22 protein-coding genes are annotated in these 23,006 nt (G+C 41.5%); 13 read left to right on the forward strand and 9 right to left on the reverse strand.

Going from position 1 to position 23,006, the window contains the following annotated elements; all coding sequences use genetic code 11:
* Positions 1-116 precede the first annotated feature (116 nt).
* The 4 genes from HZC01_05385 to HZC01_05400 are packed head-to-tail and all read right to left on the reverse strand — an operon-like array spanning position 117 to position 5,190.
* The gene (locus HZC01_05385; GenBank protein MBI5038105.1) at positions 117-1,364 is read right to left on the reverse strand and encodes an adenosylhomocysteinase; all 1,248 of its coding nucleotides are present in this window, start codon (positions 1,362-1,364) and stop codon (positions 117-119) included.
* Complete coding sequence (locus tag HZC01_05390) at positions 1,339-1,764, reverse strand: hypothetical protein (GenBank protein MBI5038106.1); 426 nt, start codon at positions 1,762-1,764, stop codon at positions 1,339-1,341. Before HZC01_05390 ends, HZC01_05385 begins: the two co-directional genes overlap by 26 nt.
* 4 nt (positions 1,765-1,768) lie before the next feature.
* Positions 1,769-3,481 carry a hypothetical protein gene (locus HZC01_05395; protein MBI5038107.1) on the reverse strand — a complete coding sequence of 571 codons (1,713 nt, stop codon included), beginning with the start codon at positions 3,479-3,481 and terminating at the stop codon, positions 1,769-1,771.
* Positions 3,482-3,519: 38 nt separating this feature from the next.
* Positions 3,520-5,190: a glycosyltransferase family 39 protein gene (locus tag HZC01_05400; protein ID MBI5038108.1), complete on the reverse strand. Its 1,671-nt coding sequence runs from the start codon at positions 5,188-5,190 to the stop codon at positions 3,520-3,522.
* 108 nt (positions 5,191-5,298) lie between these two features.
* Between HZC01_05400 and HZC01_05405 the strand changes: the two genes are divergently transcribed.
* From HZC01_05405 to HZC01_05460, 12 genes are all read left to right on the forward strand, one after another.
* Positions 5,299-5,586, forward strand: coding sequence for a hypothetical protein (locus HZC01_05405; GenBank protein MBI5038109.1), 288 nt, complete (start codon positions 5,299-5,301; stop codon positions 5,584-5,586).
* A complete protein-coding gene (locus tag HZC01_05410) occupies positions 5,583-6,527 on the forward strand; it encodes a Gfo/Idh/MocA family oxidoreductase (protein ID MBI5038110.1) in 945 nt (314 codons plus the stop codon). Before HZC01_05405 ends, HZC01_05410 begins: the two co-directional genes overlap by 4 nt.
* A 136-nt stretch (positions 6,528-6,663) precedes the next feature.
* Positions 6,664-7,239 (forward strand): N-acetyltransferase, encoded by a 576-nt coding sequence (locus HZC01_05415; protein ID MBI5038111.1) that lies wholly within the window; start codon positions 6,664-6,666, stop codon positions 7,237-7,239.
* An 8-nt stretch (positions 7,240-7,247) separates the two neighbouring features.
* Positions 7,248-8,348 carry a DegT/DnrJ/EryC1/StrS family aminotransferase gene (locus HZC01_05420; GenBank protein ID MBI5038112.1) on the forward strand — a complete coding sequence of 367 codons (1,101 nt, stop codon included), beginning with the start codon at positions 7,248-7,250 and terminating at the stop codon, positions 8,346-8,348.
* The gene (locus tag HZC01_05425; protein ID MBI5038113.1) at positions 8,345-9,328 is read left to right on the forward strand and encodes a Gfo/Idh/MocA family oxidoreductase; all 984 of its coding nucleotides are present in this window, start codon (positions 8,345-8,347) and stop codon (positions 9,326-9,328) included. Before HZC01_05420 ends, HZC01_05425 begins: the two co-directional genes overlap by 4 nt.
* Positions 9,321-10,283 carry a GDP-mannose 4,6-dehydratase gene (locus tag HZC01_05430; protein MBI5038114.1) on the forward strand — a complete coding sequence of 321 codons (963 nt, stop codon included), beginning with the start codon at positions 9,321-9,323 and terminating at the stop codon, positions 10,281-10,283. The genes HZC01_05425 and HZC01_05430 overlap by 8 nt, the downstream gene beginning before the upstream one ends.
* Positions 10,284-10,286: 3 nt before the next feature.
* Complete coding sequence (locus HZC01_05435; GenBank protein ID MBI5038115.1) at positions 10,287-11,405, forward strand: DegT/DnrJ/EryC1/StrS family aminotransferase; 1,119 nt, start codon at positions 10,287-10,289, stop codon at positions 11,403-11,405.
* Positions 11,402-11,932, forward strand: coding sequence for an acyltransferase (locus HZC01_05440; GenBank protein ID MBI5038116.1), 531 nt, complete (start codon positions 11,402-11,404; stop codon positions 11,930-11,932). The genes HZC01_05435 and HZC01_05440 overlap by 4 nt, the downstream gene beginning before the upstream one ends.
* Positions 11,933-11,940: 8 nt before the next feature.
* On the forward strand, positions 11,941-13,062 hold the full coding sequence (locus tag HZC01_05445) for an N-acetyl sugar amidotransferase (GenBank protein MBI5038117.1): 1,122 nt from the start codon (positions 11,941-11,943) through the stop codon (positions 13,060-13,062).
* Between the two features lie 4 nt (positions 13,063-13,066).
* Positions 13,067-13,702, forward strand: coding sequence for an imidazole glycerol phosphate synthase subunit HisH (hisH, locus tag HZC01_05450; protein ID MBI5038118.1), 636 nt, complete (start codon positions 13,067-13,069; stop codon positions 13,700-13,702).
* 36 nt (positions 13,703-13,738) lie between these two features.
* Entirely contained in the window at positions 13,739-14,503 is a 765-nt protein-coding gene (gene hisF / locus HZC01_05455) for an imidazole glycerol phosphate synthase subunit HisF (GenBank protein ID MBI5038119.1), read from the forward strand.
* The gene (locus HZC01_05460; GenBank protein ID MBI5038120.1) at positions 14,500-15,507 is read left to right on the forward strand and encodes a glycosyltransferase; all 1,008 of its coding nucleotides are present in this window, start codon (positions 14,500-14,502) and stop codon (positions 15,505-15,507) included. The genes hisF and HZC01_05460 overlap by 4 nt, the downstream gene beginning before the upstream one ends.
* Here the strand turns inward: HZC01_05460 and HZC01_05465 are convergent.
* Complete coding sequence (locus tag HZC01_05465) at positions 15,499-16,974, reverse strand: oligosaccharide flippase family protein (protein ID MBI5038121.1); 1,476 nt, start codon at positions 16,972-16,974, stop codon at positions 15,499-15,501. The two genes, HZC01_05460 and HZC01_05465, sit on opposite strands and share 9 nt — an antisense overlap.
* Positions 16,975-17,129: 155 nt before the next feature.
* On the opposite strand from HZC01_05465, the gene HZC01_05470 reads away from it, so the two are divergent.
* On the forward strand, positions 17,130-18,353 hold the full coding sequence (locus HZC01_05470) for a glycosyltransferase family 4 protein (GenBank protein ID MBI5038122.1): 1,224 nt from the start codon (positions 17,130-17,132) through the stop codon (positions 18,351-18,353).
* On the opposite strand, the gene HZC01_05475 is transcribed toward HZC01_05470, so the two are convergent.
* Genes HZC01_05475 through HZC01_05490 form a run of 4 tightly spaced genes read right to left on the reverse strand, consistent with a single transcriptional unit; the run spans position 18,325 to position 23,005 of the window.
* Positions 18,325-19,509: a glycosyltransferase family 4 protein gene (locus HZC01_05475; protein ID MBI5038123.1), complete on the reverse strand. Its 1,185-nt coding sequence runs from the start codon at positions 19,507-19,509 to the stop codon at positions 18,325-18,327. The genes HZC01_05470 and HZC01_05475 overlap by 29 nt on opposite strands.
* Entirely contained in the window at positions 19,506-21,125 is a 1,620-nt protein-coding gene (locus tag HZC01_05480) for a hypothetical protein (GenBank protein ID MBI5038124.1), read from the reverse strand. The genes HZC01_05475 and HZC01_05480 overlap by 4 nt, the downstream gene beginning before the upstream one ends.
* The gene (locus HZC01_05485) at positions 21,115-21,858 is read right to left on the reverse strand and encodes a class I SAM-dependent methyltransferase (protein MBI5038125.1); all 744 of its coding nucleotides are present in this window, start codon (positions 21,856-21,858) and stop codon (positions 21,115-21,117) included. Before HZC01_05485 ends, HZC01_05480 begins: the two co-directional genes overlap by 11 nt.
* Complete coding sequence (locus HZC01_05490; GenBank protein MBI5038126.1) at positions 21,839-23,005, reverse strand: glycosyltransferase family 4 protein; 1,167 nt, start codon at positions 23,003-23,005, stop codon at positions 21,839-21,841. The genes HZC01_05485 and HZC01_05490 overlap by 20 nt, the downstream gene beginning before the upstream one ends.
* Position 23,006: the final 1 nt, after the last annotated feature.

Raw genomic sequence — 23,006 nt, forward strand, 5'->3', positions numbered from 1 at the left:
CCACCCCATAAATTCCCGATTTCCCATCCGGACGCACGACCTGATCCTCCCTAACCGAAATCCACGGATTGTGATAAACAACTCGCGAGGATTTGGTCTGCCAATGTCCTAACCGTTTAGGTGCCAAGTTCCCAACTGGATAAATATTTCTTTTGCTCAGGAGTCAATTGATCTAAAGTAATGCCCATGCTCTTCAATTTCATAGCGGCAATTTTTTCATCCAAATGTTTTGGAACCGGGTACACGCTGACTGGAATATTTTTGTAAAATCGAACCAGATATTCCACTGACAATGCTTGATTGGCAAAACTCATGTCCATCACCGATGCCGGGTGGCCGTCACCAGCCGCCAAATTAATCAGACGACCATCGGCCAAAATATGAATGCGGCGTTTATTGGGCAAGGTATACTCCATGACCTGATGCCGCACTTCAGTTTGCTTTTTACTTATCTTCTTCAAACCAGGCAAATCAATTTCGACATTGAAGTGTCCAGAATTACATACAATAGAATTGTCTTTCATCTTACGAAAATGTTCTGGTCGAATCACATTAATATCGCCCGTCAACGTGATAAAAATATCACCAAGCGATGCGGCTCGACTCATGGGCATTACCTGAAAACCATCCATCACCGCCTCAATTCCTTTGACTGGATCGATCTCAGTCACGATCACATGTGCGCCCATGCCTTTTGCGCGCATTGCCGCACCCCGACCACACCAACCATAGCCAGCGATCACGACCGTTCGTCCGGCAAAGAGAACATTGGTGGCACGGATTATCCCGTCAATCGTTGACTGGCCAGTGCCATAGCGATTGTCGAAAAGGTGTTTTGTTTTGGCGTCGTTAACCGCAATAATCGGATAGCGTAAAACTTTATGCGCAGCCATACTTTTCAGACGAATAACCCCGGTGGTTGTCTCTTCAGTACCTGCCCAGATCTGTGGTAATTGATTTTTTCGTTTTTTATGGAGCTCAGACACCAAATCAGCTCCATCATCCATGGTGATCTGTGGCTTAAAATCAAGTGCTTGATTGATATGTCGAAAATATTCTGCGTGTGATGCGCCATAACGTGCGTACACCGGAATATCGTATTCTTTCTGAAGTGCTGCCACTACATCATCTTGGGTTGATAAAGGATTTGAAGCCGCCAAGACAACGCGCGCACCTCCGGCTTTCAGGGTAATCATAAGATTTGCCGTTTCTGTCGTGACGTGCAAACAGGCGGCGATTCGAATATTGCGCAAGGGTTTCCGCTTGCTGAAGTCCTGACGGATAGTGCGAAGCACATTCATGTCTCGTTCTGCCCAGGTGATACGATTAATTCCTAATTTAAGCTGCTTCCTCGGTGTCGTCATACGAATATAAATATAGCGTTAATTGATAAATAATAAAGCCTGCAACCAAAGAAATAATGACTGCAACTATACCATGATCGTGAATCCTCGTATATACCAATCCTGCACCAGCCAATGCCCAGGCGCCATTCCAGAGATGGCCGCTCTTCTTTCGCGCTGCAGCAGCTTCATCCAGGGCAATAAATGTGTAATTATTTTGCAAAATTATAACCAAAAATCCACACCCAATTGTTCCCCAAAGGAAATAATTAAATTCCAAAAAATTTCCTACAAATCCCGGCTGTATATCTTCCAATACATACAACATAAGAAAGGTAACTAGCATCACCTTAAATACTTCTCGGGCTATAAATACCGCCCACTGGAGTACCCGCTCCCCTTTTGTATTTGGGATAAACATATCGTTACTGAGATGAGCTGCCCAAATTATTTCTTATTTTTTGCATAACATTATCAAGTGTTAATGGATCCTTATGAAATTCAAAGGTGAGACCGTGCACGAGTAATTTTTTCCGTGCCTCGGGCAAACCAGGCATAACAATAATAAATTCGGTTTTTTTGGTTTCTGCATTTGTGTACAGCATAGGGATTTCAATCGTAGCTGTTGCGTACATCCATTTCCCGCGACGTTCTACCTGCGCATATCGAGCGATAATATAATCGTACGTATCAATATTTTCCACCTCAGGCAAATCAACCACGCCAGAATACTGTGGATCAAAGAATTGATCCTGACTTACTGCAAAATATCCATTTCCGTCAATGGTCATATCATTTTTGGGAATATAGGCATATGGTGTACCTGATAATCTACTCATAACGTACGGGGTGTTAAGATCGACCAGCGGCTGTGGCACGCCATTGAGCGTAAATGTCTGAAGCCCTTCTTCATGCTCTGTCATAAACTCTACCTTTTCTGATTTAAAATAAACGCCACTTGGACGTGTGGGGTGCGTACCAATAATGGAAGCATATACAGGATTATCAGCTAAGTATATATGATTACGGAATACGATAAGGTGTTGTTTACTCAAAATCTGCTTGATAAAGACGTCGTTCTCCCCTGGATCAAACTTCACATGATAGAGCCCGAAGGGCAAATCATCCTGACTAATTCGAAAACGATACTCCGGCTGTCCACCATCGTTAGATTCAGTCGTGGCGATATTGGTATCTAATTCAACCTCATCAATAAAAGTTTCAGCTGAGGAATACAATTGCAAAGTAATCGGGCTTGGATCGGTTGAGCGGGAAGCAATCCGAACCGCAAATTCGAAGTACAATGGCTCACCCTGACCAATATACGTATATAAATCATGCTGCCCGCGTAGTACTGTATTAATGACCGTATATGACTGTTTCGGCTCATACCCAGGTAATTCATGATACAGTGACAAATCAAAATTATACTTAATAATTGTCTGCAAGTCGGGTAGATTACGCAAAAAAGAATCAATAGTAAATCTAGGGGTCACCGATTCCTCCAACGGCGTTAACTGTGCGTCACGATTCTTCGTCAACTGCTGAATTTGCGCATCATATTCGGCTCGCGTAGATTCATCAAGAGCGTCGACGGGACCAAATGACTTTTCGATAGACTGCTTTTGCAGCTCAAAATCTCTCAGAATAGATGCATACTGAGATTGATATTCTCGATCGCGATACCAAAGAACATTGTTCCCTTCTCGCACCGGAATCCAGTACGGAGGTAGGGATTCCAAACGCGGTTCATAATATGCTAAATCGGTATAGGCATAAGCGCCATTCGGCTGAAAAACCCCAAGTTTAATAACCTCTTGTGCGTCAGGATTTTGATATTGCAGGCCGACCTTAACCGAATTGAACAATCGAGGCGTTGTCACATTAAAATACAAAGGTGAGGCGGTGATTGCTTGAAACGATTCATCACTGCCTCCAAACGTCCCCGTCATTGTTACCGGCTCTTTTGAAGCAAAACTTGAAACAAAAGGAGACGGGTCATCAACGGTATGAGAAAACCTCATAGTGCCTGAGGGGGTAAAATTTGCAATGCCAAGATACGCCAACACAGCAACGGGAATCAACCATTTAGTGATCCGAATTATTGAAAACAATGAATTATTTTGTGGTTCTTGCATTGGTACTATTTGTACTATACTAATTTATCATCGTATCATCAATTTCCAATCGGCACTACCCGTGTCAGATTCATCTGATCGGGCAGTATAGCGCGTTGTTCAGTCGTGAGATGACTTCGAGATAATAGTTCACGTACTCTGACCATGTCTACATTTAAGCTATTTTCGTACACGTACAATGAGGTTTGACTGGCTACCTGGGCAAGCGCTTCAGCCGCAACTGAGCTTGAGGCGGGCAATGTTGCAATCACGCGTCGATCAGGAAAAAAGAACCGATCGGCCCCACCGGCGATAATAACGGCCTCAGACGGTGTATTTGCCAAAACTTCAGAACGTACCTGCTCATACGTTTCTATATGCCGTTGTAACTGCATAAGTCCTTGAAGCGGATCGGCTACCGTTAAGCTTACTGACAATCCGACAATCACAAAAACTAAAAAAATAGTTACCGCCGCCTGGTATCGCGTGGCCCATAAGCTAACGACCCATAGCATACCGCGAACAGCGATCGGAATACCCATGATAAGAATTGGCAACCAATAACGGAGATATGAAGACCCGAGCAATACTTTGGTTGGGTCAATATATTCTTTAAACGTGAAAGCTCCATAATACAATATCATCCAAACAGAAATAATGACGAACAAACACGTATAAACTATCTCCGGGATCGTAACCGTATTTATGGTTTCAAGAGAATATAGCGTACGCCGAACCCAGCTACGAATCGAGTTAAAAAATATTAAACTCATACCCGCTATGACAAAAAGGCTGTACCACGGCATATACGCAATAAGATACGTGTAGGCCATTTGTAGGGATTGAGATAAATTAATGCCAAAAGGAAAGAAATATTGCAACCAACTCGCACCGGGATCCTGCGTACGAGAAACGGTATCGAGAGTATCACTCAGTGATGGCATGGAGTAGGAAAAAGTAAATGCTGAGCCGTACAATTCATTGTTAACAAACAAAACTGGTGTAAATACCAAAACGGCTGGAATGATAAATGATACAATTCGAGAAATAGTCAATTGACGGCGATGCACCATTGCTATCGATCCTAAAAGTATCAGAACCCAAATAACCTCTGAAATGCGTACTGAAAATGCCATACCCAAAGCAAGTCCGGCGATAATGAAAAAAGTGTTTCTTCCACGTTCTGATTTATCAAATGCCCGCATCAAGGCAGAAAGACAGATTAACAAAAGAGAAACAAAAAGAACATTATGAAACATCCCTCGACTTGCGTAGAGCCAAAACGGTGGAAGGATCAATAAAAGCAACAGTGAAGTAATAGCAGTTACAAAGCCAAATAATCGTTTACAAATAAAGTAAAAAGACAACGCACCAATAATTGCAGCCATCGGGGTCAACCAAAGCAATGCCCAATTACCAAGTGCTGACGCTGCCATTCCATAATACAGTGGCAATCCAATAAAACTATTTGGCACTAAATCTCCGTCGGCATTTATTTTTATACTGCGAGGATGGACGATCCCCGGGCTACCGACATTAATCGAATCATGAGCAAGCGGCATACCGCTCTCAGCCACCTTTGTCGCAAAAAAGTAATTCGCTGTTTCATCAGGAGAGGTAAATACGCTATCCCCCTGGTAGTAGCTGCCGTAGATGCATAAAAAAAATAACAATAAAACAGCAATCGATAACGAAGCAAAAGGAATGCGGGCTTTGGCAAATGTAGTCATAGTACATCGGTCACTATACCATTAAATATGCCCTTTTCAAAGTAAATGCTATCTGATACGATAGTAATCAATATTAAGCAAATTCAGTGATTTTTGGATAATTTTGCTATGCAATTCCTGGATTATATGCGCATCGCGGTCGGTGTCACTGTTGCCCTTGGACTGCCTGGTTTTTGCATTAGTTTAGCGCTATGGCCTCAGCAGCGGCGATGGTCATTTGAACGGATCATTATAAGTATCATCATATCAATTATTACGACCTCTGGTCTCACCTATGCCGCCAATCAGCTCGGCGCCCCATTCAGCCTGCTCACCATTGGCATTGTCATCAGTGTAACAAGTCTTATCAGTCTCATTATTTACTATTTTATTAAGTCAAAAAGTAATCCTGTATGAAAAATTTTGCCATTACCGGCGTTGCTGGATATATTGCGCCGCGCCATCTCAAAGCAATTAAGGAAACCGGTAATACTGTCGTAGCCGCTCTTGACCCGCACGACTCGGTTGGAATTCTCGATAGTTACTTTCCTGAAGCGCGTTTTTTTACTGAATTCGAGCGATTTGATCGCCACGTTGATAAACTTCGCCGTCACAATAAGGAAAAAGAGGTGCACTATGTCAGTATTTGCACGCCAAACTATTTACACGACGCTCACATGCGATTTGCGCTTCGCATCGGTGCTGATGCAATTTGTGAAAAACCCCTAGTGCTCAATCCATGGAATATCGATGCCCTCCAGGAACTTGAAAAAGAATACGGGAAAAAAATATATACGGTTCTCCAACTACGGTTACACCCAAAACTTGTCGAGCTAAAGAAAAAATTAGCCGACGATACAAAGCGGCGCCACCAGGTTAGTTTGACTTATATTACCTCCCGCGGCTCCTGGTACCTTTCATCATGGAAAGGATCGTTGGAAAAATCAGGCGGACTAGCCACAAACATTGGCATACACTTTTTCGACTTACTCCTATGGCTCTTTGGTCCCGCCATCCGGAATGATGTTCACGTCAATGATGAAAAAAGGGTTAGTGGATTTCTCGAACTTAAAAATGCAGATGTCCAATGGTATCTCTCAATTGAGAGTGAAGACTTGCCAAAAGAAGCCGGGGACAAAAAGACGTTTCGTTCCATGACGCTGGATGGTAATGAAATAGAATTTTCTGATGGCTTTACTGACCTTCACACGCTTGTTTACAAAGATATTTTAGAAGGTGGCGGTTTTGGAACCGCTGATGCGCGCGATTCGATCCAGTTGGCTCATGATATCCGCCATGCCACTCCAAAAGCCTCTGCAGAGCTGATTCACCCTCTTGCCAGCCACTTCGCTAAATAGCATTTTCTAACTTACCCAGCTACGTCGCTAACGGCTCAAAGTTTAGATTTTGAAATATTGGAGAAATTTGTTATAATATTGCAGCATTCGGCAACTTGTTAAGTAATTTTTGATACGTAAAATTACAGATAAAACTATGCCCACTGACTACTTTGCCCACGAATCGAGCTATATCGACGAAGGTGCCAAAATCGGAACCGAAACTAAGATTTGGCATTTTTGCCACATTATGTCTGGCGCCATAATCGGGGCTCACTGTTCACTGGGGCAGAACGTAAATGTCGCCGGCGGAGCAGTGGTAGGTAATCACGTGAAGATCCAGAACAATGTTTCAATATATGACGGAGTTACTGTTGAAGACTATGTCTTTTGTGGGCCTTCAATGGTTTTTACGAATGACCCAACCCCGCGCGCAAAATTTCCGCTTGGTCGAACTAATTATAAAAAAACGATTTTAAAAGAAGGCTCAAGTATTGGTGCGAATGCAACCATTGTGTGTGGCAACACCATTGGCAAATCTGCTTTTATTGGATCGGGTTCAGTAGTCACAAAAGACATCCCTGACTATGCTATTGCTTATGGCAACCCTGCTCGCGTTCATGGCTGGATATGTGAGTGCGGTAGTAAACTTGTTTTTGCGGATGAAAAAGCTATCTGTGCAAGATGTAGCAGTAATTACCTAAAAAAAGATGACCACGTAACTAAACAATAAAAAATGTTATGAAACTCGTCGACCTTCACCGCCAGTATACGTCAATTAAAAAACCGATTGATGCTGCAATTAAACGAATCATCAATTCGACTGATTTTATTCTAGGGAAAGATGTTGATGAACTAGAACACGCTATCGCTAAATTCTGCAAGGTACCTTATGCAGTAGGACTTAATTCTGGAACTGACGCACTCTTATTTGCTCTCCGAGCTCTCGGTATCAAACGAGGCGATGAAGTAATTACCACTCCCTTCACCTTTATCGCTACTGCGGAAATGATTGCGCTTGAGGGAGCTCGACCAGTTTTTGCCGATATTGACCCTGCCACCTTTAATATTGACCCCAAAGAGATTGAAAAACATATTACTAAGCGCACTAAGGCCATAATTCCAGTTCACCTTTACGGCCAGCCAGCTGCGATGCAGGCGATTATGAAAATAGCCCACAAACATAAGCTACCCGTTATCGAAGACGCCGCGCAGGCAATCGGCGCGAAGATAGCAAATCAGCCGGTATGCACCTTTGGTGAAGTGGGTTGTTTGTCTTTCTTTCCAGCAAAAAATTTAGGATGCTACGGTGATGGTGGGATGCTTTTAACGCGCGACAAAAAAGTTGCTGATCGAGTCCGGATGATGCTCAATCACGGATCTCGCATCCGCTACCACCATGAATTTATCGGCGATTCTTCGCGATTAGACAATCTTCAAGCGGCAATTCTGAATGCTAAACTCCCCTACTTAAATGGCTGGAACAAAAAAAGAGCTGCGGTTGCTCGTTTATATAATACCCTATTAAAATCACCAGTCATCACCCCGTATGTACCAAAAGGGTTCACTTCGGTCTTTCAGCAGTACACGATTCGCATCCCGAATCGGACGGCGGTTCGTAAACGATTGGAGAAATTAGGGATACCCACTGCTATTCACTATCCCATCCCACTGCATCTCCAGCCGGCCATCAAAAAATTAAAACTTGGATACCGCCAAGGTGATTTTCCTCATTCGGAAAAAGCCAGCCGCGAAGTATTATCGCTTCCGATGTACCCAGAAATAACTAAATCTGAAATTATCACGGTAGCTCGCGCTATCAACCAAGCAGTACACGTATGAGCAAAGGCAAACTCAAGGTCGCCGTCATCGGCGTGGGAAACATGGGTCGCCACCACGCACGAAATTATTATGAAATGAAAGAATGTAATCTGGTGGCGATCTGCGACATTGATCCAACAAAAGCAGAATTAGCCAAACAGTATAGCTGTGCTTTTTATACTGACTTTCGGCGTATGCTGAAAAATGAAAAAATTGACGCGATTTCCATTGCCGTTCCCACCAAACATCACTTTGCAATAGCAATGCACTGCATTAAAGACAGAAAGCATGTTCTCGTCGAAAAGCCAATTGCTGCTTCCGTTTCTGATGCGAGACGGATGATAGCTTTAGCTGCCAAAATGAAAGTAACGTTTACCGTTGGTCATATTGAACGATTCAATCCTGGTGTACAAAAAATGCACGAGCTGATAAACCAAGGTAAGCTCGGCTCAATCATTTCCATAATTTCTAAGCGGGTCGGTCCATTCGCGCCGCGCATCAAAGATTCGGGTGTGTTGATTGATCTAGCAGTGCATGATATTGACATCATTGGCCACCTGCTTCATAAACTGCCGACCCATGTCACGGTAAATGGGGGCAAAGCCATTAATAAGAAAATTGATGACTTTGCGGAAATATTTCTTCGTTATGGAAACCAATCCGGATATATCCAAGTAAACTGGATCACTCCGGTGATCATCCGAGAATTGCATGTTACGGGCACCAAGGGATACGCTCATCTAAACTACATTACCCAAGAATTAGGATTCTATAAATCACGTTACAAAGAACAGTTTAATAATTACGGAGATTTTGTTATTCAGTTCGGCAAATCACACCGTCTCAATGTACCAATCCAATCCCATGAGCCATTGCGCAGAGAATTGCAATCATTTTTAGCAAATATAACCCGCCACACACGACCCGTAGTCTCGGGACAAGATGGGCTCGAAGCTCTCCGCATTGCTCTTCGTGCATTACATACCATCAAATATGCTTAACTTTCGAGGAAAAAATATTTTGATAACCGGTGGCGCTGGATTTATCGGTAGTCACTTAATTGATCAGTTAATAACCGAGCAGCCACGAAACATCATCGTCGTAGACAATCTTTTTCTTGGCAAGCTGGCTAATTTGAAGGATGCTCAAAAGAATTTTCCTCGGCTTATCTTTTACCGTCATGACGCTTCAGATTACTCATTTATGAAGCGGCTGGTTGCCAAGCATCGGATTCATGTCATTTACAATCTCGCTACCAAGGCTCTCCCCTATTCTTTCACCGATCCCGAGGATGCATATCTGATAAACGTAAAACTTTCAACCACCTTATTGCGTCTTTTGCTCGATAAACAATACCAGACACTGATTCACTTTTCTTCGTCTGAAGCATACGGTTCCTCACTGACTTCATCAATGTCAGAACTGCATCCATTGGTCCCCCACACACCCTATGCCGCAGGCAAGGCCTCGGCTGACCTCCAAGTCATGGCTTGGCGCCATTTCTTTAAGCTTGATATTGCCATTATTCGCCCTTTTAATAATTATGGCCCGCGGCAAAATGAAGGAATGTATGCCGGCGTCATCCCCATTACCATTAAACGAATTATGAAAGGTCAGCCACCCATTCTCCAGGGTGACGGAAAGCAAACTAGAGATTTTATTTATGTGACGGATACGGCACGTGCGGCGATCGCAATCTACAAAAATCCACGTACCCGTGGCACTATTCTCAATATTGCAAGTGGTAAAGAATTATCAATCAAAAAAATTATTGCATCAATCTCAAAGTTAATGAATTACCACGGTCCAGTTATTAAAAAACCCAGTCGTACTGCTGATGTCCGCCGACATCTCGCCAATGTGTCAATGGCAAAAAAAATTCTTCATTTTAAACAGTCGATTTCATTTACCACCGGAATTGCTAAAACGATCGAATGGTATAAGCATAGCGTATAATGTATGATTAAACTCATTATCCCCGAAGTTTCACTGAAAGCCGTAGCGCGAGATTACGAAAAAATATTTAAGTCCGGCATGCTAACGCAGGGTCCGTACGTGAAACTATTTGAAAAAAAAGTTGCGCGCATGATTGGTGTACGCTACGCGTTTGCCACTACCTCGGCTACAACCGCGCTACATCTTTCCTTAGCGGCGCTTGGCATCGGCCCAGGTGATGAGGTCTTGGTGGCTGATTTTACCTTTCCCGCAACAGCAAACGTTGTGGTTCAATTAGGGGCAAAACCGGTTCTCGTTGATGTCCGAACCGATGACTTCACCATCGACATACATGACCTCAAAAGTAAAATAACACGCCGCACAAAAGCAATTATGCCAGTGGATACGTTCGGCTATCCAGCAAATATGCCAGCAATTATCAACGTTGCCAAACGCCATAAACTGCATGTCATCGAAGATGCGGCGTGCTCGATCGGCGCTCGCATCGCCGGCCGGTATTGCGGGAGCTTCCCTACCATGGGTTGCTTTAGCTTTCACCCCCGCAAATCAATCACCACAGGCGAGGGTGGCATGCTGACGACTAATGACAGCACCTTAGCAAAAACGATTTCAGTGTTACGAAACCACGGAGGCGTTTTCAATGAATCTCGAGGTTACTATGACTACGTCGAAGCTGGCTTTAATTACCGCATGTCCGAAATTCAGGCAGCCCTTGGTCTCAGCCAATTTGCGCAAATTAAAACAATTATTAAAAACCGTCGGCATGTAGCGGCCATTTACAATAAAGCATTTGCTCATCACCCTTACATTACTCCTCCGACTGAGCAAAAGGGACGTCTGCACACATACCAATCATACGTCGTGAAATTACATCCAGACATACCCCGCGATGCACTCATGAAGAAAATGCGCAACCGTGGCATTGAAGTTACGCTCGGCACTTACTCACTTCACATGCAGCCATTCTTTAGAAAAAAATACGGCTACCGACCTGGCGCATTACCAAATTCACAAGCGGCATTCGAACACGCCATGACCCTACCTCTTCACGCACGCATGACCCAAGCACAGCTCAGCAGTGTCATCAAAACGCTGAATAAAACTATTGAAGAATACGTATGAACCAACGCCCGACCCGAACCAGTCACGGGACTGGTGAATTTAGTCAAGACCAGTTTGCTCATTACGGGTCCAATGTTGTCATTGAGCCAGGAGTATTAGTATTCCATCCTGAAAATATTTTTTTGGATAATGGAGTGTACATTGGACATAACACAATTCTCAAAGGGTACCACCGCAACACTATGCGTATCGGTGCCGGCACCTGGATTGGGCAGCAGTGCTTTTTTCATAGCGCGGGTGGTATTTCCATCGGTGAAGACGTCGGCATCGGACCAGGAGTAAAAATACTTACCTCAACCCATGATATTGCAGAGTTAGATCGACCTATCATCCAGGCCACCCAGCTGATTACAAAACCAGTCACGATCAAGGAGTGGAGCGATATTGGCGTAAACGCCATAATTATGCCTGGCGTTACTATTGGGCGAGGCGCCCAAATTGGTGCAGGCGCGGTCGTTACCAAAGATGTACCTGATTTTGAAGTCTGGGGAGGGGTGCCCGCAAAATTAATTAGAAAAAGAAAATAACAATCCTTATGCAAACCTGTACTCGTTGTATCTACGATGATCATATACCGAATATTTCCTTTGACCACGAAGGTATTTGTAATTACTGTCGTCAAATTGAGGTCCTAGAGCACGATTATCCAAATGGGAGGGTCGGTGAGGAAAAATTTTCTCAGATGGTAGAGGAAATCAAACGCGCGGGAAAAGGAAAAAAATATGATTGCATTATCGGTGTCAGCGGCGGATGCGATTCATCCTACCTCGTATATATTGCGAAGAAATATGGTCTGCGACCTTTAGCGGCTCATTTTGATAATACTTGGAATTCATCAATCGCAACTGATAACATCAAAAAGGTTCTAAAGAAACTCGATGTCGACTTATTTACCTATGTAATTGATAATGATGAATTCAATGATCTAGCACATTCATTTTTAGACGCTTCAGTCCCCGAAATTGACTCGCTGTCCGATGTGGCACTGACGACCGTTCACTATATGGCGGCAGCAAAGTACAATATTAAATATATCCTTGATGGTCATAATTTTCGTACCGAGGGCATGACGCCGCTTGGGTGGTTTTACTTTGATGGCAAATACGTCTCCGATATTCATAAAAAATTTGGAAAGTTGCCAATGAAAACCTATCCTAACCTTTGGTTCCATAAATGGATGAAGTGGTTACTTATTAATCGACCTAAGCGGATCCGTCCGCTGTATTACCTCGACTATGATAAGGAAAAAGTGAAAGAATTCCTGACCAAAGAATTTGACTGGGAATGGTACCATGGACACCATATGGAAAATAAATACACACTTTTTTGTGATAATTACATAATGCCTCGAAAATTCAAAATCGACCTACGCTACGTCGAATTTTCAGCATTGATTCGTTCAGGACAAATGACACGCGAACAGGCATTACTAGACATTCAAACCCCTCCGCCGGTGAGCGAAGAATTAATTACCGAGGTAAAAAAACGACTAAAGATTTCTGACAGTGAATTTGACGCTATTATGTCAAAACCACTGAAAACAGCAAAAGACTACAAAACATACCATCAGCTATTTCGTTGGCTGAGACCATTTTTTTGGCTAATGCTCCAGGCCGACTTAATCCCCAAAAGCTTCTACATTAAATACACCAAATAATCGCATGCCGGGTATTGTCATCATTGATTATGACATGGGTAATGTCGGATCAATCCGAAACATGTTCAAGAAAATTGGACACGACGTTACAATTTCCGCAAAATCAGAAGATATTCTCAATGCTACCGGCCTCATATTACCAGGCGTCGGCGCTTTTGATACTGGTATGGCTAGCCTTGCTGCTCGAAATATAATACCGCTGCTCAAAAAGCGAGCCCTTGACGATCATATTCCGGTCTTGGGCATTTGTCTTGGCATGCAACTATTAACTGACAGTAGTGAAGAAGGCTCTCTCCCCGGGCTCGGTTTAGTACCTGGCAAAACAATTAAATTCAATTTTACGAGTACTGAAAATAAATCACTCCGCATCCCCCACATGGGATGGAATACGACTACAGTGCAAAAAAAGAACCGGCTATTTACCGGGCTCGAAGCAGAATCCCGTTTTTACTTTGTCCACTCATACCACGTGGTCTGTGCCAACCAGGAAGATATATTGACCACGACACCGTACGGTTTTGAATTTTGTTCCTCATTACAAAAAAATAATATATATGGGGTACAATTTCACCCAGAAAAAAGTCACAAATTTGGGATGCAACTTCTTTCTAACTTTTTTAGTATTACTCAATCATTGTAAAGACATTTCATATCTTACCAGAAATAATTAGTTAATATGCTGCAAACCCGCGCCATCCCCTGCCTACTCAAAAAGGGTTCTTCGCTTGTAAAAACAAAACAATTTGGCGAACTGCAATATATTGGAGATCCAGTCAATACCATCCAAATTTTCAATAATCTTGCTGCCGATGAAATTATTGTTCTGGATATAACTGCATCGGTAGAACGGAGATCGCCTGACTTAGAATTTATCAGCCAATTGACAGATGAATGCTTTATGCCATTTGCATATGGTGGCGGTGTTCGTACCATTGATGACATGAAGCGAATTTTTAGCTTAGGGGTGGAAAAAATTATTATCTGCAGTTACGCGGTCGAATCGCCGCAGTTTATTAAAGACGCCGCCTTACAGTTTGGTAACCAAAGTATAATTGTATCAATCGATGTCAAAAAAAATTTTCTTGGTAGATATCACGTATATACCCATTCTGCTACGATAGATACGAAACGTAATCCGGTTGATTTTGCGCAAGAGATGGAACGTTCAGGAGCTGGAGAAATTTTCTTGAATTCAATCAATAATGATGGCATGATGCATGGTTTTGACCTTGAGCTTATCAATGACATTTCAAAAGTAATAACGATACCACTGATTGCCTGTGGCGGAGCGGGCACGCTCGCTCACATCAAACAAGCTATTGACGCTGGCGCAACGGCAGTTGCTGCCGGTAGTTTATTTGTATATCAAAATGGTAACCGTGCCGTGCTTATTAATTACCCAGAACGTCAGGAATTAGATGCATTATTTCAGAATCAATGAAAATTTTACATGCACCATTTAATGTAGCCGGACAGCCAGCAATAATAGCCGAGGCTCAACGTGCGCTGGGGCATACGAGTGATGTTTTGGTTTTTAATGATAATTATTTACACTATCATTATGACAAAAACCTTGCTGTTGCAGGTCGATCTACAATCCATAAAACCATTATTTATTTGACAAATCTCTTTGCTGCGCTTGCGCATTACGATGTATTTCACTTTCATTTTGGTGGGAGTTTGCTCCCCTGGAACCTTGACCTTCAACTTGAACGTTTGCTTAGAAAGAAAGTGTTAATGCACTATTGGGGATCAGATGTTATTCAAACAGACATTGCTCGCCACTACACTCTCTGGGGCCCAGAGTTACTAACAAAAATTTATCCTAATCGTAACGACGATTTACAAAGAAAAAAACTTAATAAAGTAAAACAAATTGTTAATAAAACTATTGTTGGCGACTTCTCATTATTAGCGTACTCACCTGACAGCATGGTCATTCGTCAGGCATTTAACTTATCCAACGTTCCTTTTGTCGGGGTGCTGTCAAAAAAGAACCGAATTAACATTGTTCATGCCCCAACTCATCGAGGAATCAAGGGTACCTCACAAATAAATGCAGCGATGAAAATAATCTGCCAACGGTACCCCGTCGACTATCAGCTTATTGAACATAGGCCTCATAGCGAAGCCATGGCTTTATATGCCAAGGCGGATATTATAGTTGATGACCTGCTGCACGGACCGTATGGCATACTTGCGATTGAGTGCATGGCATTGGGCAAACCAGTTTTGGCGCGTATTGATAAAAAGCTAGTCCATTACTATCCGAATCTTCCTATTGTAAATTCAAACCCGGACACAATAGTCGACGACATAATACGCCTTATCACCAATTGGGATCTAAGAAAAAGTCTTGGAATAGCCGGACGAGAGTACGTCAAAAGACACCATAATGCGCACGCTATCGCCCAGCAACTAGTAGACTTGTATAAATCAATCTGAGGGACCAATAACAGAATTCTTACTCTTGCCTAATAAGCTTTTAAAAAAAGTGATTTCAGTTTTTGTGATTGCTTGCGTCATATAAATACCAGCACCATAGAATATGGTACTTAATACAACCGCAAGCACCAAGCTAAGTAATGAGTATGGTTGGAAAATAAGCAACATCAAGCCGAATAACCCACTAAGTGCCACGCTTTTTCCAATAATGACCCAGTCAAAAGTGAAAGAAAGAAGTCGCTTTCCCTGAAAGTACAAAATAAAAAATACGATAGCGAAGGCAACTAATGTAGTCACCGCAGCTGCCCGAATCCCGTAGCGTGGCACCAACAGAAGATTTAACCCAATATTTATAACACCGGCAATAACCCATGCTTGGGCGATCTGACGTGTTTTTTTAAATAATGAGTATATTTCACTTATGATTGAGGTAAGACCGTAAAACAAAATTGCGATGGCGACATAGGGAGTAATCATATAGGCCTTTTCAGCGATTTCTGGTGTTGATAGGACCAAAAGCAAAGGTTTTGCTAGCACTGAAAGACCAACAACTAATGGAATCCCAATAACCAAAAAATACTTAAATGAATAATGTATAAATGTACGAACTTGATCTTCTCGCTTATTATCAAATGCGTCAGCCAAAAAAGGACTTAAAATAAACGCAAAAGGCTCTACCAACATAGATATCATGGTTCCAAGTGTATAAGCTGGTGTATAAATACCGACCGCGCCAAGACCGAGGTAATAAGCAATAACATAACGATCACTTAATTGTACTGCCTTACCTGAAATATTTGACGGTACTGAGGGTGTACTAAAATGCATATATTCGCGAATATGCCCAAACCGTGGGATTCCAATGCCAATATCTCTTACAATAAAATACGCGATAACAAAAAACTTTAAAAGTTTTAGTAAAAATAATCCAAATAGAATATCATAAATGTGATAACCACCGGTAACCATAAAGTAAATCAATATTAGTCCTCCATAACTTTCCGATAGAAAAAGAACTGAATATTTGACTGTTTGTTTAAAAGTACGAAAATACGCAAGCCCAAGTTGAATAATGGTAAATAAGATTAATGTTGCGCATAACAAATATAAAAGTGATAGGCTCCCATCAAAAAAACGATCAGCCAAAAAGCTACCAAAGGTGACAATTAGCAAAACGGCGAGAACGGCTAATCCGAGCATAATTGCTAAAATGGAATAAAAACCTTCCCTGATTTTTTGTCTATCTCGTTCAGCGGCTAAAAAACGTGTCAATGCGCCGGTCAATCCAAGCGATATAATAGGAAATAAAAACTCCATACTTACTGTAAATTGAGACCACATACCATATTCAACAACACCAAGTATTTTTGTAATTAGGGGTAAAATAAAAATCGCCCGCAATCGAATAAGTACTTGCAGTATGCCAACCAGGCTTAATTGTTTCGTAAATGATGAATACGTCGACATACGGGCATATCCTCTTAGACCATTCTATATTAGTATAGTCCATTTTTGAATGTTATTCAATTTGCTCGCCCTATGAAAAATGTCTAAGAAAATGCTATACTTAGTACGGCAATCCGAATAAAGAAGGGTATTTTATCATGTATTAAACTTTGCCTATGCCATCGGTCATGACATCAAAGTGTATATGCATCTTCGTGACAAACGACGTCACCCATGATTCCCGTGTACTTCGAACGGCAAGTTATTTCGCGTCCAAGGGACATACGGTAGAAATCATTGGCCTTACTTCAAAGCGAGAGGCTTTGACCGACGAATCGATTGATAGAAATACCCATATTCATAGAGTCCCACGATATGACCAGCCAACGACTGAATCTAAAAACATTTTCAAAATTGCTAAATACTATTTGCCATTACTGTATACTGGAACAGAAAATACGCGTCGGATGCTCCAATATGCACGAACTCTTCAACCGAAGATCGTATACGCTAATGATCTCGACACTCTCCTTCTAGCTTATCGTTTTGCTCGTGCTTCGCGTGTACCGCTCATTCTTGATGCTCATGAAATACTTACGGAAACGATTTCTCAATCTAAACTTCCTTCTTATATCTCATGGGCTTTTAAAAAATATTATACTTATATTGAAAAAAGATATTTGCCCAAAACACAATTACTTGTTACCGTTTGCAACTCTATCGCTGATTATTACCATAATAAATACCCAGGTCTTGCCATACAGGTAATTAAAAATGTTCCTTCAAAATCATTAGTCCCCAAAAAAACAGAAAATTTACACGCCTTGTTTAAAATTCCTAATAATACAAAAATTGTATTATATCAAGGAAAATTTCTTCCTGGACGAGGAATTTTACAACTTATTGATGCAATAAGATTACTTCCTCAACAATACGTTCTTTGCTTAATTGGAGAAGGTTCGATGGAAAATGAGATGAAGAAACGAATTGATTTACTACAAATTACTTCGCGCGTTTTTTTTACAGGCCAATTGCCGATCGAAAAATTATTATCATACACTGCCGGTGCGTCTCTCGGTACAGTATTAATTGAAGATATTAATCTTAGTAAGCGCTTTGCACTCCCAAACAAGCTATTTGAGTACATGGCAGCGGGAATACCTATACTTGGTTCTTCACTACCAGAAATAAAGCGCGTCATTTTAGATAATGCCTGCGGTCAGGTCATTGATAAACTTGACCCACAAACAATCGGAAATGCAATTGAAAATATATTGAACTCAACTAATCTATTTCGTTTAGGTAAAAATGGCCAAATCGCATTTCAAACCACCTATAATTGGGACTTAGAGTCAGTCAAATTGCAATCAGTTATTGATACTTATACAAAATTTGAATAGTTTTTTCAGCCGCCTTTTTCCAGCTATACTGTCTTTCAACAAGGTGTCTACCACGTTGACCCATCGCATTCCATTCATTGCGTCGGTTAATCATTTGAAGTAATGCATTTTTCAAAGCATTAACCGAATCATCCCCTGCAACAACCCCAGTATCGTATTTTTTTACTAGTTCACCTACGCCGGAAATACAAGTTGTTAATACGGGCTTTCCAGACGCTAGATACTCAAACAGCTTCAATGGTGATAGCCCAATTGACTCATTACGCATCAAAGTAAACGGCGCCAAACAAACGTCAAAAGAAGCTACATACCGCGGGACATCATCATACGAGACCATACCGACAAAATTGTAAGAGCCCTTTGGTAAATACTGAGATGCAATTTCCTCCCATTGTGCTCGTGCAGGGCCGTCTCCCACAACGGCTAAAGACATATTACTACTCCAAGATTGTGCCAATGCACGTATCATCTCCCCCATTCCCTGCCAAGGAGCACAATGTCCTACAAAACCAAACTTTATTTTTTCGCTCGATACCTTAAACTGGCTTGAAGTAATTGGCTTAAAGTGGTCTGTATTCACTCCATTTGGGACAACATAATAATTGTCGAGTATGTTGTATTCACGCTTAATCACTTCAGTTAATTTGGCGGTAACACATATAAGAGCACAAGCTTTCTTAAAAAAATACCGTTCAATAAAAATATGTAGTCGAAGGGTAGCTGTAACAAAACGATTTTTACTAAAACGAGTCGCACCATGCTGAGCAAGTCCATTGACTTCGATAATAAACTTTTTTCGAAGGATGATATAAAAAATGGGGGCAAAACTCAGATAGCGCGATCGAATATAAATAATATCAGGCTTAAAAATGACGGCGTGCCAAACGCAAAATAAGTCATAAATGATTGACGAAAAAATGAACTTAAATTTACGTAACACGGAGAATGCCGTAATGCGACGTGTGCCGGGGACAAATACTACATGGGTATAATCGAGCGTCTTTTTAAATTGTTCATAAGCATTTCTGTCAGGCTGAGGAAATAATAACCGTACTGAATCGGTTAATGTATGTAAGTGATGCCGCCATACTTCAATCGTATGGGTTGAACCGGCATCTTCACCGAGATACACAAATGCATTAACTAAAATTCTCATAATTGTGAAGCGACAAATAAGGAATAATCACCTTCTGAAAAAACTGGGGTAAGTTCCTTTGATCTGACAAGCTGGGAGTAGCGACCATACGCTCCATCAATTAAATAAATTACGCCAGCTGTATCTATTATTTCTCGATTTTCCGAGTCTTCAAAATCAGTACTTTGAATTGGCGTATACATTAATGAGTTTAAGTCGTTTTCACTAGCTACATAAATGCTATAAAAACTGATCGGATGAGAAATGAGAATGTCTTCAGGTTGTACATGAGTTGAAAGGTAGTTCACCAGCCCGACCGGTGGTTTTGTTATGACATTGCCACTAAAACCGATTATATTTGGGATTGAGGTTATAAATATTGCGCAGACCAATAGCGGAATAACTGATCTAAAAAGACGATAGTGCTGCATTTGATAAATCCCAAATACGGCAATAACTGGCCCAAGCACGGAAATATACAACATCGCCCGTGGCGAATTGCTTGATGGCTCAATCCCAAAATACGGACCAATCATGACAATAAACACGGAGAGAGAAATGGTCAAAGTAAACGGCAAAAAACGCGCATCAAGCAATTTCTTGGTAAATATCATCCCTAATATTGAGATTACACCAAGTAGCGCGATAATCGGGTTTACGCCAAGTCGCGATGCACCATTATCGAGAAAATATCGTGATAGATTTTGGTCAACTTTTTGGGTAAACTGATCATACCGCCAATATTGTTCTGTAGTAACGACATGAAATATGTATGAATGAAAAAGAAACAATAAAACCGATATTCCAATAATAAAAGCAATAAGTGTTTGAAGCCGATGAATACCGAAGCGTTTATTAAGGATGTCACAGATTAGAACAAAAATTGAAAGACAAAAAGATAGTGCAAAAGGTATTTTAACGTAATTAAGCCAAAATAAATCACCATTAATTATAACTGTATTGTAATAACTTATAATTGAGGCAATGATCAGAGCCCCAGCGATTGTAATAAGATGTGAATATTTCTTTTGCCATATAAGAACGGGGATAATAAGCACAATCACTGAAAGTGCCATCGAACTGGTCAAGACATTAGTCAGTAATACGCAGCCTAAAATAATACCGCCCAAAACAATGCGTAGCCACGTGCGAAAATCAGAAATAAACTCAACGTAGACATATGAAGTAAATAATACAATAGAAAGATTCTCAGGTAAAAAAAGTGAAAAACGGCGTCCAACATAATAAGTTAAAACAGAAAATAGCACAACAATAAACCCCAAAATATTTGAAGTAAAGAGTTGTTTCCCAATCAAAAAAGAAACGGAACACAAAAGTAATAAAATAATGAAGCTGACAATATTTGCCAGCACCACATAATCAGTTACGCCGGTCATTTTTTGAATAACCGCTGAAAATGAGTACAATAATGGTGGATACACAGAACGAATATTTCCCCAAAAATATGTATCGTGTATGAAAGTTTCTTCCGTACTGATCTTTTTAACTATGGTAAGGTGATATAATGAGTCAAAACTTCCAGCCACATCGTTGTTTACAAAAAATAAACTAACAACCAGTATCGTAAGACTCGCCGCGATGGTGACAATAATAATTTTTTTTAAGTTAGCTCTCATTCTTTTGGATCAGTACAAAATATTGGGAAGCGAAATGGTGCCCAAAAAATGTACGGTATACCCGTTCTATAATGCCATAGGCCTGCTTGTACAGACGGGGCAACCCCCCGGTTGAGGGAATGTGGTAACTGGGAATGCGGCGCACGATCGTCGCCGGAGCAACTAATTTCTGAAACTTACTGGCGGTAAAAATTTTTGGATTAATCGTGCCCTGGTCATGCCGATGGGTCGAAAATTTTGTTGCTTTTCGAACAAGTGGTCCAAACGCGGACAGACTGTGGTAATTGGTCATCTCGAGAATGACATATTTTTTTGAAACTCGCAGCATTTCAGCAACCGCTTTTCGGGGATCTTCTAAATGCATAATCACGTGTACCGAATAAACCACGTCAAACGTATTGTCAGCAAATGGCATGGCATACACATCTCCCTGAACCGGGGCTACACTCGCTTTCGCCTGAGCAATACTGAGCATTTCAGATGATTGATCAAGTCCCGTTAAATTGGTGAAACCTGCCTGGTGTAACGTTTCCAAAAAACGACCAGTGCCACAACCAGCTTCAAGAATCTTCAATTGCCTGCCGCCAGCTGAGGCAAGTAGTTCCATCAACGCATCCGCTTGCTTCTGATGGATCATTCTGCCAAAATTGTCACGAAACCGGTGCTGGTCATATTGAACAGCCTCCTGGTCGTAGAATGAATTTATATATTGGTCATTCAGTTGCTTGCTCATATAGGGAGATATACCGCTTACCAATTTGGTCAAGATCAAATTGGGCCGATTCAATGTACGCTTGATTAATAATAGGCTTGATGTCTACCGCTTCCTCAATCACGTCTGCCAAGGTAACACTCAGAGCGACTGAGTCACGCGGTGATACCTTCAATAAATTATGACCTGCTTTCAGAAACAATGGTAATTCTTGTAAATCGGAGGTAATCACCAATGTTTTACTTGCCATGCTTTCGAGGATACACGATGGATTTGCCTCGGTTGCTAATAGGTGTGGGTACGGCAAGACAACCACATCAGCCATGCTCACATACTCTTCGATTGGGTCGGCGTGCTTCAGTACTGTAATAATACCATGTGTTTGCGTCTCCGCAAGTAACCGGTCATAGGTTCTGAAATCACCCAACCCACTCCAAGCTAATAAAACACGAAATGATTTTTTCGTCCGCTTCATAAGCGCAGGAATTGCCCGAATCAAATATTCCACACCTTTAACTTCAAGAAAATGACCATAATAGAGTATGACAAACCGATCGGCGAATCCATGTAATTGTTTAAGTGATTTTTTATCCCGGGGCTTAAATTTTTTTGTGTTAATGTGTGAGGGAATAATTTGGATCCGCTTCGGAGCCACCCCTTTTCGCTCAAGATAATCCCGCTGAAACTCGGTCTGGACTGTTATTGCGTCAAAAAATCGAGCAACACGACGAGGGAAATATGCCCCTAATCGATATTGTGAAATTGACTTGAACGAATGAATAAGCGAAATTCGCCGTCGTAATAACATTTTTGCCAAGACTGCCCGATACATAAGTAAAGGGGCTGCACTAAAGCTATGAAGTACGTCGAAACGAATATTTTGATGCCGCTCAGCCCAACGTACTCCCAGTGCATGCGCAATGACCAGATCAAAAAAATGCAATGGATTATACCCACTACCAATAGCAAATTTAAAAAACGAGTACGGACGAATAATCTGAATACCAGCCTGAGTCATTTCTGTGTGAGTTAATCCGCGTTCTCGATTTTGTATAATAATCACGGTGTGACCCTGATCACGCAAATACTCGGCCAATGAAGTCAGCGTGATCACACTAGCTTCGAGTTGCCTTGGGTCAAATGCTGGAGTTAAAAAAGCAATGTTCATG

The organism is Candidatus Kerfeldbacteria bacterium (genome assembly GCA_016214565.1).
Taxonomy (GTDB): Bacteria; Patescibacteriota; Patescibacteriia; order UBA10025; family JAHIVO01; genus JAXDBW01.

What these genes read in the sequence shown, in the direction of transcription:
- HZC01_05385 (MBI5038105.1), bottom strand. Translation starts at nt 1,364, where the DNA reads ATGACGACACCGAGGAAGCAGCTTAAATTAGGAATTAATCGTATCACC.
- HZC01_05390 (MBI5038106.1), bottom strand. Translation starts at nt 1,764, where the DNA reads ATGTTTATCCCAAATACAAAAGGGGAGCGGGTACTCCAGTGGGCGGTA.
- HZC01_05395 (MBI5038107.1), bottom strand. Translation starts at nt 3,481, where the DNA reads ATGCAAGAACCACAAAATAATTCATTGTTTTCAATAATTCGGATCACT.
- HZC01_05400 (MBI5038108.1), bottom strand. Translation starts at nt 5,190, where the DNA reads ATGACTACATTTGCCAAAGCCCGCATTCCTTTTGCTTCGTTATCGATT.
- HZC01_05405 (MBI5038109.1), top strand. Translation starts at nt 5,299, where the DNA reads ATGCAATTCCTGGATTATATGCGCATCGCGGTCGGTGTCACTGTTGCC.
- HZC01_05410 (MBI5038110.1), top strand. Translation starts at nt 5,583, where the DNA reads ATGAAAAATTTTGCCATTACCGGCGTTGCTGGATATATTGCGCCGCGC.
- HZC01_05415 (MBI5038111.1), top strand. Translation starts at nt 6,664, where the DNA reads ATGCCCACTGACTACTTTGCCCACGAATCGAGCTATATCGACGAAGGT.
- HZC01_05420 (MBI5038112.1), top strand. Translation starts at nt 7,248, where the DNA reads ATGAAACTCGTCGACCTTCACCGCCAGTATACGTCAATTAAAAAACCG.
- HZC01_05425 (MBI5038113.1), top strand. Translation starts at nt 8,345, where the DNA reads ATGAGCAAAGGCAAACTCAAGGTCGCCGTCATCGGCGTGGGAAACATG.
- HZC01_05430 (MBI5038114.1), top strand. Translation starts at nt 9,321, where the DNA reads ATGCTTAACTTTCGAGGAAAAAATATTTTGATAACCGGTGGCGCTGGA.
- HZC01_05435 (MBI5038115.1), top strand. Translation starts at nt 10,287, where the DNA reads ATGATTAAACTCATTATCCCCGAAGTTTCACTGAAAGCCGTAGCGCGA.
- HZC01_05440 (MBI5038116.1), top strand. Translation starts at nt 11,402, where the DNA reads ATGAACCAACGCCCGACCCGAACCAGTCACGGGACTGGTGAATTTAGT.
- HZC01_05445 (MBI5038117.1), top strand. Translation starts at nt 11,941, where the DNA reads ATGCAAACCTGTACTCGTTGTATCTACGATGATCATATACCGAATATT.
- hisH (MBI5038118.1), top strand. Translation starts at nt 13,067, where the DNA reads ATGCCGGGTATTGTCATCATTGATTATGACATGGGTAATGTCGGATCA.
- hisF (MBI5038119.1), top strand. Translation starts at nt 13,739, where the DNA reads ATGCTGCAAACCCGCGCCATCCCCTGCCTACTCAAAAAGGGTTCTTCG.
- HZC01_05460 (MBI5038120.1), top strand. Translation starts at nt 14,500, where the DNA reads ATGAAAATTTTACATGCACCATTTAATGTAGCCGGACAGCCAGCAATA.
- HZC01_05465 (MBI5038121.1), bottom strand. Translation starts at nt 16,974, where the DNA reads ATGTCGACGTATTCATCATTTACGAAACAATTAAGCCTGGTTGGCATA.
- HZC01_05470 (MBI5038122.1), top strand. Translation starts at nt 17,130, where the DNA reads ATGCCATCGGTCATGACATCAAAGTGTATATGCATCTTCGTGACAAAC.
- HZC01_05475 (MBI5038123.1), bottom strand. Translation starts at nt 19,509, where the DNA reads ATGAGAATTTTAGTTAATGCATTTGTGTATCTCGGTGAAGATGCCGGT.
- HZC01_05480 (MBI5038124.1), bottom strand. Translation starts at nt 21,125, where the DNA reads ATGAGAGCTAACTTAAAAAAAATTATTATTGTCACCATCGCGGCGAGT.
- HZC01_05485 (MBI5038125.1), bottom strand. Translation starts at nt 21,858, where the DNA reads ATGAGCAAGCAACTGAATGACCAATATATAAATTCATTCTACGACCAG.
- HZC01_05490 (MBI5038126.1), bottom strand. Translation starts at nt 23,005, where the DNA reads ATGAACATTGCTTTTTTAACTCCAGCATTTGACCCAAGGCAACTCGAA.